Annotated in this window: 12 protein-coding genes; 8 read left to right on the top strand and 4 right to left on the bottom strand. The window is 71.1% G+C overall.

Going from position 1 to position 14,998, the window contains the following annotated elements; translation table 11 throughout:
- Positions 1–100: 100 nt before the first annotated feature.
- From ABZ441_RS07035 to alc, 5 genes are all read left to right on the top strand, one after another.
- Complete coding sequence (locus ABZ441_RS07035) at positions 101–433, top strand: hypothetical protein (RefSeq protein WP_358969269.1); 333 nt, start codon at positions 101–103, stop codon at positions 431–433.
- Positions 434–2,575 carry a 4-alpha-glucanotransferase gene (gene malQ, locus ABZ441_RS07030; RefSeq protein WP_358969267.1) on the top strand — a complete coding sequence of 714 codons (2,142 nt, stop codon included), beginning with the start codon at positions 434–436 and terminating at the stop codon, positions 2,573–2,575. It begins immediately after the preceding gene.
- A gap of 38 nt (positions 2,576–2,613) precedes the next feature.
- Entirely contained in the window at positions 2,614–2,826 is a 213-nt protein-coding gene (locus ABZ441_RS07025; RefSeq protein ID WP_205020466.1) for a hypothetical protein, read from the top strand.
- Positions 2,827–2,905: 79 nt separating this feature from the next.
- On the top strand, positions 2,906–3,841 hold the full coding sequence (locus tag ABZ441_RS07020) for a LysR substrate-binding domain-containing protein (RefSeq protein WP_358969265.1): 936 nt from the start codon (positions 2,906–2,908) through the stop codon (positions 3,839–3,841).
- A 59-nt stretch (positions 3,842–3,900) separates the two neighbouring features.
- Positions 3,901–5,046 carry an allantoicase gene (gene alc / locus ABZ441_RS07015; RefSeq protein ID WP_358969263.1) on the top strand — a complete coding sequence of 382 codons (1,146 nt, stop codon included), beginning with the start codon at positions 3,901–3,903 and terminating at the stop codon, positions 5,044–5,046.
- A gap of 151 nt (positions 5,047–5,197) precedes the next feature.
- Here the strand turns inward: alc and pepN are convergent, their stop codons facing one another.
- Complete coding sequence (pepN, locus tag ABZ441_RS07010; protein ID WP_358969261.1) at positions 5,198–7,774, bottom strand: aminopeptidase N; 2,577 nt, start codon at positions 7,772–7,774, stop codon at positions 5,198–5,200.
- Between the two features lie 112 nt (positions 7,775–7,886).
- Between pepN and ABZ441_RS07005 the strand changes: the two genes are divergently transcribed.
- From ABZ441_RS07005 to ABZ441_RS06995, 3 genes are read left to right on the top strand one after another with little or no spacing between them, the layout of a single operon-like run.
- The gene (locus tag ABZ441_RS07005) at positions 7,887–8,399 is read left to right on the top strand and encodes a DUF1203 domain-containing protein (RefSeq protein WP_358969259.1); all 513 of its coding nucleotides are present in this window, start codon (positions 7,887–7,889) and stop codon (positions 8,397–8,399) included.
- 44 nt (positions 8,400–8,443) lie between these two features.
- Positions 8,444–8,674: a ribbon-helix-helix domain-containing protein gene (locus tag ABZ441_RS07000; protein WP_358969257.1), complete on the top strand. Its 231-nt coding sequence runs from the start codon at positions 8,444–8,446 to the stop codon at positions 8,672–8,674.
- Positions 8,661–9,008 (top strand): type II toxin-antitoxin system PemK/MazF family toxin, encoded by a 348-nt coding sequence (locus ABZ441_RS06995; RefSeq protein ID WP_358969255.1) that lies wholly within the window; start codon positions 8,661–8,663, stop codon positions 9,006–9,008. Before ABZ441_RS07000 ends, ABZ441_RS06995 begins: the two co-directional genes overlap by 14 nt.
- 70 nt (positions 9,009–9,078) lie before the next feature.
- Here the strand turns inward: ABZ441_RS06995 and ABZ441_RS06990 are convergent, their stop codons facing one another.
- The 3 genes from ABZ441_RS06990 to ABZ441_RS06980 all read right to left on the bottom strand — a co-directional run bounded on the left by ABZ441_RS06990 (position 9,079) and on the right by ABZ441_RS06980 (position 14,755).
- Entirely contained in the window at positions 9,079–10,107 is a 1,029-nt protein-coding gene (locus ABZ441_RS06990; RefSeq protein ID WP_358969253.1) for an aspartate-semialdehyde dehydrogenase, read from the bottom strand.
- A 185-nt stretch (positions 10,108–10,292) separates the two neighbouring features.
- On the bottom strand, positions 10,293–13,601 hold the full coding sequence (locus ABZ441_RS06985) for a S8 family serine peptidase (protein ID WP_358969251.1): 3,309 nt from the start codon (positions 13,599–13,601) through the stop codon (positions 10,293–10,295).
- A gap of 143 nt (positions 13,602–13,744) precedes the next feature.
- The gene (locus tag ABZ441_RS06980; protein ID WP_358969249.1) at positions 13,745–14,755 is read right to left on the bottom strand and encodes a hypothetical protein; all 1,011 of its coding nucleotides are present in this window, start codon (positions 14,753–14,755) and stop codon (positions 13,745–13,747) included.
- Positions 14,756–14,998 lie beyond the last annotated feature (243 nt).

Raw genomic sequence — 14,998 nt, 5'->3', positions numbered from 1 at the left:
GTTGGGCTCGTTGTCATAACGCCTGTGTCACGTCCACGCCTGCACTCGCGTCCGCTGGGTAGGTCTGCTGTGTCCTGTTGTCCACGGCCAGGAGGCCAACGTGCCCGCTTCCGCGCAGCTTCTGCTCTCCGCCCTCTCCAAACAGGTACCGAGCCCCACGGGTCATGACCCGCTGGCAGGCAAGGCTTCCCCGCACTTCACCGCCCCTCCGATGATCAGTGAGCTGCCGCTCGCCGACGTCTCCCACCTGATCGGTGAATCCACGTTCACCGACAGTGCCCCGCTCATCAGCGAGCCCCCGCTCACCAGTGAGCCCCCGCTCGCCGACGCCACACCCCTCACGAGCGAGCCTCCGCTCGCCGCCGTCGCCCCTCTGACCAGCGAGCCGACAGCGCCCGGCACCGCAGGGGGCATGGAGTCCCCAGGAGTCTGAATGGGCTTGTCCCGGCTCGCCGCGCTGCACGGCGTCGCCACCTCCTTCTCCCCGTCCGCGGATGTCACGGTGTCCGTCCCCGACGACACGGTCACGGCCGTGCTCGCCGCGCTCGGCGTCGACGCCACCACTCCCGCGGATGTGCGGAGATCACTCGCCGCAGCCGAATCCGCAGCGGCCTCCCGACTGCTTCCGCCGACCGTGGTGGCCTGGTCCGGGGAGCCGCTGCCGGCAGCGCTCACCGCACTGCCGCCCGGCGCGGTCCTCACGGTCGACCCCGATGCGGGGACCACCGGCCCGCGCCTGCGCATGCGGGTACTCCCGGCCCCCGCGCCGACCGCGGACATGCGGGGGACGCCCTCCTGGTGGACCGAGCCGCCCCTGGGCGTCCACCGGCTGACCGTCCGCACTCCTGACCACGGCTCCGTCACCGCCACTCTCGTCGTCGCTCCGGAGCGAGTACCCCAGCCGCCCGCCCGCACGCACGGTTTCCTCGTACAGCTCTACTCGATGCTGTCCGCCCGCTCCTGGGGCATGGGCGACCTGGCCGACCTGGCCGACCTGGCCGCCTGGGCGGGGCGGACCCACGGGAGCGGGTTCGTGCAGGTCAACCCGCTGCACGCAGCCGTACCGGGCAGGCCGACGGACCCGTCGCCGTACCGCCCCTCCTCGCGCCGCTTCCCCGATCCCGTCCATCTGCACATCGAGTCGGTCCCGGAGTACGGCCATGTCGGCGAGCCCGGCAGGGCGGCGCTGGACGACCTGCGCCAGGAAGCCGCGGCGCTGCGCGAGGCCGTGCTCGACAAGGGTGCGCTGATCGACCGGGACGCCGTCCGGGAGCTCAAGAAGCAGGCCCTGGAGATCGTCCACGAGGTCCCCCTGACCCCTGGACGCCGTGCCGCCTACTGCGACTTCCTCGCCGAGCAGGGCCAGGCGCTGGAGGATCACGCCCTGTGGTGCGCCCTGGCCGAGGTGCACGGCCCCGACTGGCGGGCCTGGCCCGAAGGGCTGCGCGACCCCCGCTCCGCACAGAGTGCCCGCGCCCGCACCGAACTGCTGGACCGGGTCGACTTCCACTGCCGGCTCGTCTGGCTCACGGACACCCAGCTCGCCACCGCGCAGAGCGCCGCGCGGGAGTCCGGCATGGCCGTCGGGATCGTCCACGACCTCGCGGTCGGTGTCCACCCCGACGGCGCCGACACCTGGGCGCAGCAGGAAGCCTTCGCGCACGGGATGTCCGTCGGCGCGCCCCCCGACGCCTTCAACGCCCACGGCCAGGACTGGGGACTGCCCCCCTGGCGCCCCGACGCCCTCGCGGCGTCCGGCTACGCCCCCTTCCGTCAACTCCTGCGCGGTCTCCTCGCCCACGCGGGAGCCCTGCGCATCGACCACGTCATGGGTCTCTTCCGGCTCTGGTGGGTACCCGAGGGGCGCCCGCCCACCGAGGGCACGTACGTCGCCCAGGACGCCGAGGCGATGCTCGCCGTTCTCGTCCTGGAGGCGCACCGGGCCGGTGCCGTCGTCGTGGGCGAGGACCTGGGCACCGTCGAGCCCGGCGTACGCGAGGCGCTCGCCCGGCGCGGGGTGCTCGGCACCTCCGTGCTCTGGTTCGAGCGTGACTGGGGCGGCACCGGGCGCCCGCTCGCACCCGAGAAGTGGCGCGAGGGCTGCGTGGCCACGGCGACCACCCACGACCTCCCGTCCACCGCCGCCCGGCTGACGGGCGAGCATGTGACGCTCCGCCACCGGCTCGGGCTGCTCACCCGGAGCCTGGAGCAGGAACTGGCCGAGGACGCCGCGGACACCGCCGAGTGGCTGGCCTGCCTGGCCCGGCTCCGGCTGCTGCCCGAGGGGGAGGGGGACGAGGAGGGGGCGGTCCGTGCCGTCCACCGCTTCCTGCGGCGTACCCCGGCGCGGATGGCGGGGATCTGGCTCCCGGACACCGTGGGCGACCGCCGCCCGCAGAACATCCCCGGCACCTGGGACCAGTACCCCAACTGGCGCCTGCCCATCGCCGATGCGGAGGGCCACCCCGTCACGCTGGAGGAGATCACCGCGTCTCCGCGGCTGCACCGGCTGTTGGCCGTCCTGACCGACGGCCGGGAGTCCCGTACGGCACCCCCGGGCGCGCGCCCCTCGTAGGCGTTCGCTACGTTTGCACCGTGGACAAGAAGAACGCTATGCGCGCCGGCGCCGTCGCGGCCGGTACGACGCTGATGATGCTGCTCATGTCGTCCCCGGCCCTCGCGCTGACCCGCGACGACGGTGACGACCCGGGCCCGGGTCTGAACGTGCTGGAGACCCTCGGCCTCTACGTCGCGGCACCGATCGTCCTGTTCCTCGTGATCGCGGGCCTCGTCATGGTCCTCGACAAGTCCGAGAAGCAGGCCTAGAGAGCTCTCCCGAGTGCGCCGCCGGTACGACGTACCGCGCGGCGCACCGGCATGTCCGGGCGCCGGGTAGGTTTCGGCCATGACCGAGTGGGACGTCAAGAAGCTCCGCATCCTGCGCACCCTGCGTGACCGGGGCACGGTCACCGCCACCGCCGAGGCGCTCCTCATGACTCCGTCGGCGGTCTCGCAGCAGCTCACCAACCTCGCCGGGCAACTCGGTGTGCCGCTGCTGGAGGCACAGGGCCGACGGGTCCGTCTCACCGACGCCGCGCATCTCGTGCTCCGCCACGCCGAGGCCGTCTTCGCCCAGTTGGAGCGGGCCGACGCGGAACTGACCGGCTATCTGCGGGGCGAGGCCGGCCAGGTGCGCGTAGGGGCCTTCTCGACCGCCGTGCCCGCTCTCGTCGTACCGGCCGTGCGCCTGCTGGCGGACGCGGACCGGCCGGGGCCCCAGGTGCGCGTACGGGAGGCGGAGGCGGCCCAGGCGTACGACCTCCTCTCGGCCGGCGAGGTGGACCTGGCGCTCTCCCTGGCGGCACACGCCCCGACGGCCCGCGACCCCCGCTTCGCCCTCCTGCCGCTCCTGGCGGACCCGCTGGACGTCGCCCTGCCCGTCGGCCACCACCTCGCCGGTGCGCCCGCCCTCCGGCTGGCCGACCTCGCCGGGGAGGCCTGGATCTTCGGCGGGTCCGGCCCGTGGTCGGAGATCACCACGGCCGCCTGCGAGGCCGCGGGTTTCGTGCCCGAGCAGGCGCACAGCGCCGCGGGATGGACCGCGATCCTCGCCATGGTGCGGGCGGGCATGGGTGTCGCTCTCGTCCCCCGGATGGTGTCGGCCTCCGACCGGCCGCGCGACGGCGTGGTGATGCGGGTCCTCCGGGCGGACCGGCCGTACCGCCATGTGGTGGCGGCCGTACGGCAGGGCGCCGATCGCGGCCCGGCGGTCGCCCGGGTGCTGAGCGCGCTCCAGGAGGTGGCGGCCGCTTCCGACCGTCATATCGTTAAGCAGAACTGAAAGAACCGTACGAAAACTTTCGATGGACCTGATCAATGGTGCGGCAGCACAGTGGGTCCATGCCCACCGACGAGATCCAGACGGAGCACCCTTCCAGCGACCCTCACGCCAACGACGCGGCCCCCTACGGCGGCGGTGACCCCTACGCCGACCACCTCTCGTGCGACTTCCCCTTCACCGAGCTGGTCGACCTCGCGGACCGACGCCTCGGGGCGGGCGTGATCGCGGCGAACGACGAGTTCTTCGCCGAGCGCGAGAACCTTCTGATCCGCGAACCAGCCGTCTTCGACCCCGAGCGCTTCGGCCACAAAGGGAAGATCATGGACGGCTGGGAGACCCGCCGCCGCCGGGGCGCGGACGCGGAGCACCCCTTCCCGGCCCCCGAGGACCACGACTGGGCGATCGTCCGGCTGGGCACGCCCGGGATCATCCGCGGCATCGTCGTCGACACCGCCCACTTCCGCGGCAACTACCCGCAGCGCGTCTCCGTCCAGGCGACAGCTGTGGAAGGCGCCCCCGGACCGCAGGAGCTCCTCGCCGACGACGTGAAGTGGGAGGAGCTCGTCCCGCCGACACCCGTGCGCGGCCACGCCGCCAACGGCTTCGAGGTCAGCGGGGGCCGCCGCTACACGCACCTGCGGATCTGCCAGCACCCCGACGGCGGGATCGCCCGCCTCCGCGTCCACGGTGACGTCGTCCCCGACCCGGCCTGGCTGGCGGCGCTGGGCACGATCGACCTGATCTCGATCCTCAACGGCGGCATGTACGAGGACGCCTCGGACCGCTTCTACTCCTCGCCGGCCCAGATCATCCTGCCCGGCACATCCCGCAAGATGGACGACGGCTGGGAGAACCGCCGCCGCCGGGTCCGCGACACGAACGACTGGGTCCGCTTCCGCCTGCCCGCCCAGGGAGCGGTGCGCGCGGTCGAGATCGACACCGCCTGCCTCAAGGGCAACGCGGCCGGCTGGACCGGCCTCCACGGCCGCGACGGTGACACGGGCGAATGGTTCGAGATCCTGCCCCGCACCCGGCTCCAGCCCGACACACTGCACCGCTTCGTCCTGGACACCGAGGCCGTGGTCACCCACGTACGCCTGGACGCCTATCCCGACGGAGGCGTGGCCCGGATGCGCCTGCACGGCTCCCTGACGGAGACGGGTGCGGCGGAGCTGGCCCGCCGCTACGAGCAGGCCGGCGGCTGACGCCCCGGACTCTCCACAACTCCCGCCCGGCGGACGGCTGCGCATTCTGCGCCCGTCCGCCGGGCGGTCATCACAGGCCGGCAGAGAGATCGACCCGCATCGCGAAGGGGGCGCCCCCTGACGGAGACGCCCCCTCGTCGTGCGGGTTTCGCTACGCGGTGGCCGCCGCCGCGTCGGCCGCCTGCGCCTTCAGCGCACGCTCCACGCCCGAGCGGGACTCCGACACCAGCCGGCGCAGGGCCGCGCTCGGCTGCACCGAGTCCAGCCAGGCGTCCGTGGCGTCCAGGGTCTCCTGCGAGACCTGGAGGGCCGGGTACAGCCCGACCGCGATCTGCTGGGCCATCTCGTGGCTCCGGGTCTCCCAGACGTCCTTGACCGCCGTGAAGAACCTCTCCGTGTACGGAGCCAGCAGCTCACGCTGGTCCGTCTGCACGAAACCGCCGATGACCGACTCCTGGAGGGAGTTCGGCAGCTTGTCCGACTCGACGACCGAGGCCCATGCCTCGGCCTTCGCCCCCTCGGTCGGCTGCGCGGCGCGCGCGGACGCCGCGTGGCGCTCGCCCGCGGCCGTCCTGTCGCGCTCGTACTCGGCGGCGATCTCCTCCTCGTCCAGGAGGCCCGTCGCGGCCAGACGGTGCACGAACGCCCAGCGCAGCTCCGTGTCGACGGCGAGGCCCTCGATCTCCTGGGTGCCGTCCAGCAGCGACTGCAGGACGTCCAGGTGCAGCGGGCTGCGCGCCGTCGCGGCGAAGGCGCGGGCCCAGGCCAGCTGGTGGTCACCGGCCGGCTCGGCCGCGCGCAGGTGCGCCAGCGTCGCCTCGGTCCACTGGTTCAGACCCGCCTCGCGCCACTCCGGGGCGGCGTAGAGGTCGAGGGCCAGCTTCACCTGGCGGTGCAGCGACTGCACGACGCCGATGTCCGACTCCTTGCCGATCCCGGAGAGGACCAGCTTCAGGTAGTCGCGGGTCGCGAGCTCGCCGTCACGCGTCATGTCCCAGGCCGACGCCCAGCTCAGGGCGCGGGGCAGGGACTCGGAGAAGTCGCCCAGGTGCGCGGTGACGACCCGCAGGGACTCCTCGTCGAGGCGGACCTTCGCGTACGAGAGGTCGTCGTCGTTGAGCAGGACGACCGCCGGGCGCGCCGTGCCGGAGGGGTACGGCACCACGGTGCGCTCGCCGTCGACGTCCAGCTCGATCCGGTCCGTGCGGACCAGCTTCCCGGCCTCGTCGAGGTCGTAGCAGCCGATGGCGATGCGGTGCGGGCGCAGCGTCGGCTCGCCCTTCGCCCCGGCGGGGAGCGCCGGGGCCTCCTGGAGGACGGTGAACGAGGTGACGTGGCCGTTCTCGTCCGTCTCGATCTCCGGACGCAGGATGTTGATGCCGGCCGTCTCCAGCCACGCCTTCGACCAGGTCTTCAAGTCGCGCCCGGAGGTCTTCTCCAGCGCGCCCAGCAGGTCGGAGAGGCGCGTGTTCCCGAAGGCGTGCGCCTTGAAGTACGCCTGCACGCCCTTGAAGAACGCGTCCTCGCCGACGTACGCCACGAGCTGCTTCAGGACGGAGGCGCCCTTCGCGTACGTGATCCCGTCGAAGTTCACCAGGACGTCGTCGAGGTCCCGGATGTCCGCCATGATCGGGTGCGTCGACGGCAGCTGGTCCTGCCGGTACGCCCACGTCTTCATGGAGTTGGCGAAGGTGGTCCACGAGTGCGGCCACCTCGAGCCCTCGGCGTCCGCCTGGCACGCGGCCTCGGCGTAGGTGGCGAACGACTCGTTCAGCCAGAGGTCGTTCCACCACTCCATGGTGACGAGGTCGCCGAACCACATGTGGGCCAGCTCGTGGAGGATGGTGGCGGCGCGCGTCTCGTATGCCGCGTCCGTGACCTTCGAACGGAACACGTACTGGTCGCGGAGGGTCACCGCGCCGGCGTTCTCCATCGCCCCGGCGTTGAACTCCGGGACGAAGAGCTGGTCGTACTTGGCGAAGGGGTACGCGTAGTCGAACTTCTCCTGGAACCAGTCGAAGCCCTGCCGGGTGACCGCGAAGATGTCGTCCGCGTCGAGGTACTCGGCGAGCGACGGCCGGCAGTAGATGCCGAGCGGAACGGACTGGCCGTCCTTCTCGTAGCTGCTGTGCACCGCGTGGTACGGGCCGGCGATCAGGGCCGTGATGTAGGTGGAGATGCGCGGCGTCGGCTCGAAGGACCAGACGTCGTCCGTGGGCTCGGGCGTCGGCGAGTTGGAGATCACGGTCCAGCCGGACGGTGCCTTCACGGTGAACCGGAAGGTCGCCTTCAGGTCGGGCTGCTCGAAGCTGGCGAACACCCGGCGGGCGTCCGGAACCTCGAACTGGGTGTAGAGGTAGGCCTGTTCGTCGACCGGGTCGACGAAGCGGTGCAGGCCCTCACCGGTGTTCGTGTACGAGCAGTCGGCGACGACCTTGAGCTCGTTGGCACCCGCCCGGAGGTGCTTCAGCGCGATCCGGGAGTCCCGGAAGACGGCGGCGATGTCCAGGTCCTTGCCGTTCAGCACGATGTCGTGCACCGCCGGCGCGACCAGGTCGATGAAGGTCTCCGCACCGGCCTCGGCGGAGTCGAAACGCACGGTGGTGACGGACCGGTAGGTGCCACCCTCCTGCGCGCCGGAGAGGTCGAGATCGATCTCGTACGCGTCCACGGTCAGCAGGCGCGCCCGCTCCTGTGCCTCTTCGCGGGTCAGATTCGTGCCAGGCACGCGGTCATCTCCTTGCTATACGACGTTTTTGGCCATCCTTCCACGTAGGAGGGGGCAGCGCGATGTCCGTTTTCCGCCGGACCTGCGGAGGTGTGTGAGCCACCCTCGGACCATGACCGCATACGAGGCACGGCCCATCGCGCCCAGCGCCCTGAAAGAGCTCCGGACGACCGATGACGCCGGACGTCCCTGCGTCCCGCACACGGCTGCGGAGGCCGGCGATCCCCTGCGCTGCTGCCTGCGCGGTGGCAGGGCGGGGGAGCGTGTCGCGCTCGTCTCGTACGCGCCGCTGCGGCGCTGGGCTGCGGAAACCGGGGCGCGCCCGGGCGCCTACGACGAACAGGGTCCGGTCTTCATCCACGCCGACGAGTGCGAGGGACCCGCGCCCGGCCGGACCGGCTATCCCTTCTCACGCGCGGGCGCCTGGCGCACGGTCCGGCGCTACACCGCTGACGGTGAGATCGCAGGAGGCCGGCTGCTGGAGATCCCGGCCGACGAGGAGCGGGGCTGCGACGAGGCCTTCGCGGAGGCTTTCGCCGACCCGGAGGTGGCGCTGGTGCACGTGCGGGCGGTGGAGTACGGATGCTTCCTCTTCGAGGTGCGACCGAACAGGGCCGGGAGGTAGTGCTCGGGTAGTCACGTCTTCCTACCCCAGGTAGGATGGAGGGTATGAAGATCAGTGTGAGCTTGCCGCAGGAGGATGTCGCCTTCGTCGACGAGTACGCCGCGAAGACCGCGGCGGACTCCCGGTCGGCGGTGATACACGCCGCCATCGAGGCTCTGCGCGCCTCCAACCTGGAGGCCGACTACGAGGCCGCTTTCGCGGAGTGGGACGCGAGTGAGGACGCCGCTTTCTGGGACCGGTTCTCCGGGGACGGGCTGACCGATGAAGCGCGGTGACATCTACCTGGTCGAGTACGAACCTGTCCGAGGCAGTGAGGCCAACAAGGCGCGGCCCTCGGTGATCGTCTCGAACGACGGCGCCAACGCGGTGGTGGACCGGACCGGGCATGGTGTGGTCACGGTCGTACCGCTGACCTCCAACACCTCTCGGGTCTACCCCTTCCAGGTGCTGCTGCAGGCGGACGAGTCAGGCCTGCCCAAGGACAGCAAAGTGCAGTGCGAGCAGGTACGCGCGATGGCGCACGAGCGGTTCCTGAAGCGCGTCGGGACCGTCCCGCGTCAGCGGATGGGGGAGATCGAGGCCGCCCTGCGCAGGCACCTCGCACTCTGACACCGGCCCGCGCGAAGGGGCGGCCACCGAGATCCGGTGGCCGCCCCTTCGCGCGGGTTGGGAGGGAGTGTCAGCCCTTGAGCTCCGCCGCCACCAGCTCCGCGATCTGGACCGCGTTCAGCGCGGCGCCCTTGCGCAGGTTGTCGTTGGAGACGAACAGCGCCAGGCCGTGCTCGACGGTCTCGTCGACGCGGATACGGCCCACGTACGAGGCGTCCTTGCCGGCCGCCTGGAGCGGCGTCGGGATCTCGGAGAGCTCGACGCCCTCGGCGTCCTTCAGCAGCTCGTAGGCGCGCTCCACGCTGATCGGGCGGGCGAAGCGGGCGTTGATCTGGAGGGAGTGGCCGGAGAAGACCGGGACCCGGACACAGGTGCCGGACACCTTGAGCTCCGGGATCTCCAGGATCTTGCGGGACTCGTTGCGGAGCTTCTGCTCCTCGTCCGTCTCGAAGGACCCGTCGTCGACGATCGAACCGGCGAGCGGCAGCACGTTGAAGGCGATCGGGCGCTCGTAGACGCCGGGCTCGGGGAAGTCGACCGCGTCGCCGTCGTGCGTCAGCTTGTCCGCGTCGGCGACGACCTTGGACGCCTGGCCGTGCAGCTCCGCGACACCGGCGACCCCGGAGCCGGACACCGCCTGGTACGTGGCGACGGTCAGCGCGGCGAGCCGCGCCTCGTCGTGCAGGGGGCGCAGTACGGGCATGGCGGCCATCGTGGTGCAGTTCGGGTTGGCGATGATGCCCTTGGGACGGTTCGCGATCGCGTGCGCGTTGACCTCCGAGACCACCAGCGGTACCTCGGGGTCCTTACGCCATGCGGAGGAGTTGTCGATCACCACGGCGCCCTGGGAGGCGACCTTCTCGGCCAGCGCCTTCGACGTGGCGCCGCCCGCGGAGAACAGCACGATGTCCAGACCGGTGTAGTCCGCGGTGGAGGCGTCCTCCACGGTGATGTCGGTGCCCTCGTACGCGAGGGTGGAGCCCGCGGAACGCGCGGAGGCGAAGAGCCGCAGCTCGGCGACGGGGAACTTCCGCTCGGCCAGAATCCTGCGCATGACTGTGCCGACCTGACCGGTGGCGCCGACGATTCCGACCTTCACTGGAACTCCCTCACAGATGCGAACGGGCACGGGTTGCCGGTCCATGATGCTTATGTCCACGGCCCCCTTGTCCAATCCATTGTCCGCCTGGCGGACCGGGCGCGCACAGAGCTGTGGGGCGGGTGCCCTTGAGAGCACCCGCCCCACAGTCATGCGGTGTCGTACGGATCACACCGTCGTGACGGCTACGGCGTGACCTTCTCGATCACGACGCTGCCGGTGCCCGCCGCGGTGCCGCGGGCGTTCACCAGCTGGACCTCGCCGAAGAACTGACGGCCCTCGGGGGCCGCTCCGGCGACCACGACCTCGGCGCCGACCTTGGCGGACGCGCCGTTGGCCAGGTTCACGGCCTTCGACTCGTCGACCTTGATCTCACCGAGCGACGACGCGTAGTAGACGTCGCGGTAGTCGTACTCGGTGGTCCCGGCCGGGACCGAGTAACCGTCGATGAAGACGGTGTACGTGCCGGCCGCCGGCTTCACCAGGCTGACGGACTCCTCGGAGCCCGCCGTCGTGGAGGCGCCGACCTCGGTGTCGCCCTTGTAGACGTACAGGTCGATGTCCGCGTTGGCGTCCGACGTGTTGCCGATGGCGACGTCGAGCTTCTCGACGCCCTCACCGATGGTGATCGTCCTGGTGTACTCGCCACCCGTGGAGATCGACGGACGCTCGACGTCGGCCGAGCCCAGCGAGCCGCCCTTGAGCTTGCCCTCCAGGTCGCCCGCGTCGTTGGTGACCGTCCAGTCCACCGCGGCCGGGGTGCCGATCTTCGCCTCGCCGATGGTCTGCACCGCCGGGTCGAAGGAGGCGCCGAGCAGCGAGACGTCCAGCTTGTACGGGTTGTCCAGCAGCGGCGACGTACGGCGGGACTCGACCTCGATCTCCCAGACGCCCGGCTGCGGGTCCGTGTAGGAGCGCGTGTCCGGGCGGCAGGTGTTGGCCGGGTTCTCGTAGTTCGGGTAGCAGTAGATCGTGGAGCTGTCCTCCACCGCGACCCCGTAGGGGTGCAGGGAGATGAACCGCGTCTGGCTGCCCGAGCGCAGGGCGCTCATCGCGACCTCGAGGGTCTTGGAGCCCTCCGGCACGTTCACGAAGTACGACGTGGTGCCGTTGCGCTGCACCGAGCCGGTCGTCGAGAACGCGTAACCCGGCTTCACCAGGTCCTTGGCGACGACCACTGTGGAGAGGATCTGCTGGTCCACGCCGCTGGTCTTCGAGTCGTCGACCCGCAGGATCGCGCTGTGGACGCCGGCGGTGCGCGGCTTGGCCTGCACCTTGACGGTCACCGGCTTGCCGAGCGGCAGCGAGACGGTGCTCGAACCGGTCAGGGAGAAGGTGCCGTCGTTGTTCTTCCACGACAGCTTGTGCTTCACGGCCTTGTCCGGACCCGTGGTGCGGGTGACGGTGACGTCGTACGACTTCTTCTGGCCGGCCTTCAGGCCGCCCTCACGGTCGTACAGCCCGGTGCCGAAGCCCGGGTCCTTCAGCGCGAAGTCGATCGCGGTGTCGACCGGGGCCTTGACCGAGTACTCGTGCGCCGGGGCGCCCTGCTTCTCGATCTGCTTCCAGGCGCCGACGATGTCGATCAGACCGGAGCCCTGGGCGTGCGCGGGCACACCGTCGATGTGGGTCGCGGTGCTGGTCAGCGCGGTCCGCAGGTCGGCCGGGGGCAGCTCGATGTGCTTCTGCTTCGCGGCGGACAGCAGCAGCGCCGTGGCGCCGGCGGCCTGCGGCGAGGACATCGAGGTGCCCTGCAGCATGGAGTAGCCGGCCGGGAGCGAGTAGCCCGCCTCCTTGACCGGACCGCCGGGGAACCAGGTCTGCGTGGTGTTGATCGACGCGCCCGGTGCCGTCAGGGTCGGCGTGAAGCCGCCGTCCTCACGCGGACCGCGCGACGAGAAGGGCAGCATGTCGTACTTCTTGGTGACGTTGGAGCCGTAGTTGGCGGCCCAGGTCTCCTTGGAGACCGACGCGCCCACCGAGATGACGTGGTCGGCGAGGCCGGGGTCCCCGATGGTGTTCAGACCCGGGCCCTCGTTGCCGGCCGAGATGACCAGCTGGACGCCGTAGATGTCGATGAGGCGCTTGTAGAGCTCGGCGCGCGCGTTGTTGCCGTCGTTGAGCGGCGGCAGGCCGCCGATCGACATGTTGACGACGTCGACGCCGCGGTTGACGACGAGGTCGATCATGCCCTCGGTCAGCGCGATGTTGGTGCAGCCGCCGGACCAGGTGCAGGCACGCGAGGAGACGACCTTGGCGCCGGGCGCCGCGCCGTTCATCTTGCCGCCGAACAGGCCGTTGGCCGCGGTGATGCCCGCGACGTGGGTGCCGTGCTCGCTCTGGATGACGCCGATGTTCACGTAGTCGGCCTCGGACCCGGCGGCGTCGTAGACGACGTCCTTGCGGGTCTCGACGACGAACGGGATGCGCTCGACGATCTGGGTCGCCGGGTTGTCGGTGCCGAAGTAGCCGACCTGGTGCTTGTCCTTGTACGGCTTGAGCACGGCGTCGTTGCCGAAGTCCGCGTCGTTGTCCAGGTCGACGCGCACGGTGCCGGCGACCGGGTCGTGGAGCACGCCCCACTGGTCGGTGGTGTCACCGTCACGGTTGAGGTCGCCCGCCATGTCGCCACCGCGGGTGGTGGCCTCCTTGAACACCTGGAAGCTGTACGAGCCCGTCGGCGCGGAGTACGTCCTGCCGCCGCTCGTGAACGTCGGACCGGACACGGACCGGTCCATCCGCAGCCAGGTGCCGTCACCGTCGTTCACGGGGTCGGTCGCCGTCACCCAGTCGACGATCTTGCGCTCGCCGGTGGTGGTCTTCTGCAGCGCGGGATGGCCGAGGTCGACACCGGAGTCCAGGACACCGATGGTGATCCCACGGCCGTCGGCCTTCGGGTGCTGCTTGACGAAGTCGACCGCGCCCGTCTCGAAGGACGGGTTGTACGGGTTCTTCGCCGGGGTGTTCTTACCCGGTGCCGGGTAACTTCCCGTGGCCTTCGGCTGCTTCGCCCCGGCCGCCCGGTCGCCCGCGGGCGTCGGGTCGTCCAGCTTGATCTCCTGCTTGAGATCGATGCCCTGGACGGAGGAGAGCTTCTGCGCCGCCTTGATGGTGGCTTCGGCGGTGGCGGTCGGCACGGTTGCCCGGACGTAGCCGAGCTTGTCGTACGTCTGCCCCACCACGGACCCCTTGACGGAGTCCAGCTGCTCGGCGACCTTCTCGGTCGCACCGGGGGTGGTGGCGACCATCATGGTGACGTTCTTCTCGCCCTTGGCCTCGGCCTTCGCCAGCACATCGGCGTCGGCCCCGCCCAGCTTGTCGCCCTTCGCGCTCGCGGCGGCGGGCTTCACCGGGGAGGTCGCCGGGTCGTCGGCCGCGAGGACCGGGGCGGCACCGGTGGCGGTCAGTGCGGCCGCCAGACCGGCTGCTGCCGCGATACGTACCGCGCGTCTCGCCCCGGGTATGGAGCCGGGGGATTCCTTGGTCATCAGCATCCCTGTATGTGAAAGAAAGAGAGAGTCCGGAATTCGGTACCCGATGACCGCTCAGCCTTTCGTAAACGACAGGGGTTTGTGGAGAGTTGGCGAGGAGGAGAACGGGACATGGCGTAGATCCGCCACCGGTGCCATTACGCCACCTACCGGGGCAGGGCCACCACGTACGCGGCCGGTTCACGGTCCTCGGCCGCCATCATCGCCGTACGCAGCACCACCGACAGCTGTGCCGCCGAGTCGCGCAGCTGCTTCGGCGTCACCCGCACCACCGTGACCCCGAGCCGCTCCAGGTGCTCCCGCTCGGCGGCGAAGGCCACGTGCTCCTCCCGCGGTGAGCGGGTGCCCAGTTCGACCGCCACCGCCGGCTCCGGCCAGTACGCGTCCACCCCTCCCAGGGAGCTGCCGCCGGGCAGCGCCAGTTCCACGTTCCACAACGGCTGGGGCAGGGCATGGGAACGCACCATCTCGTACAGCCGGCCCTCGGCCACCGCCCGGCCCTCCTCGAGCAGCGCGTCGACGGCCTCCACCACGTGCGGGCGGCCCAGGAGCTTGGCCGTGCTCAGCTCCCGTACGACGGAGGCGGGCTCGCACCACCCCTCGCGGACCGCCTCCGTCAGGATCCGGCGCACCGTCGAGGCGTCCGTGAGCGAGGCGACCGCGTCCGCCAGGGCGCGCTCCAGCGGAGCGAGCGGAACCCCGCGCCGGCGGTGCGGCCTGGGCAGGACGGCGGCCCGGGTCACCTGCACGAACCGCGTCGAGCGCAGCCGCCTGGTGCGCGGCACCAGCACGTCGATCCGGTGCAGCGCGATCACCGGGGGCGCGGAGGTGAAGCCGTACAGGGCCAGGGCGGCCAGGCCCGTGACCATGGCCTCGCCGTACGCCGCTCCGGACCGTGCCGGCACGGTCCGGCGGGCGCCGACCGGGGGCCGTCCGGCGTACAGCAGGGCGCCGCGCACCCGGTCGTCGTTCGTGGGCGGAGCCGGGTGCAGGAGGTACACGCCGGGTAGCAGCAGCTGCCACGGACCGCCGGGCAGGCACTGCGCGGCGGTCTGCGCGGCGGTCACACCGTGGGAGCGCAGCTGCGCGCTGGACTGCACGCGGTGGCTCACCTCGTGGACGGGGCGCGGGGGCAGTGGGGAGGCGTTCTGGGTCATGCCGGGGAGATTCCCGCAGGCATACGGTCCGATGACCCGTGTTACACACCCGTCGACATTCCAGGACAACGCCGTCCTGAAGTACGGCAGTTCGAATGACGAAAAGGGCGGTCGTGGTGGGGATTGTGCGGCGCGCGCCCCGCACGCACCCCGACGGCGCAGCGTGCACGGTACGACTGTGTTCGATCACGAATCTGGGAGGCGGCGTGACAGCCATCGAGCAAACAGAGGCGGCGCGCCCAC

Origin of the sequence: Streptomyces sp. NPDC005752, from assembly GCF_040630715.1 — a bacterium.
Lineage (GTDB): Bacteria > Actinomycetota > Actinomycetes > Streptomycetales > Streptomycetaceae > Streptomyces.
This window is presented reverse-complemented; position numbering and strand designations above follow the sequence as displayed.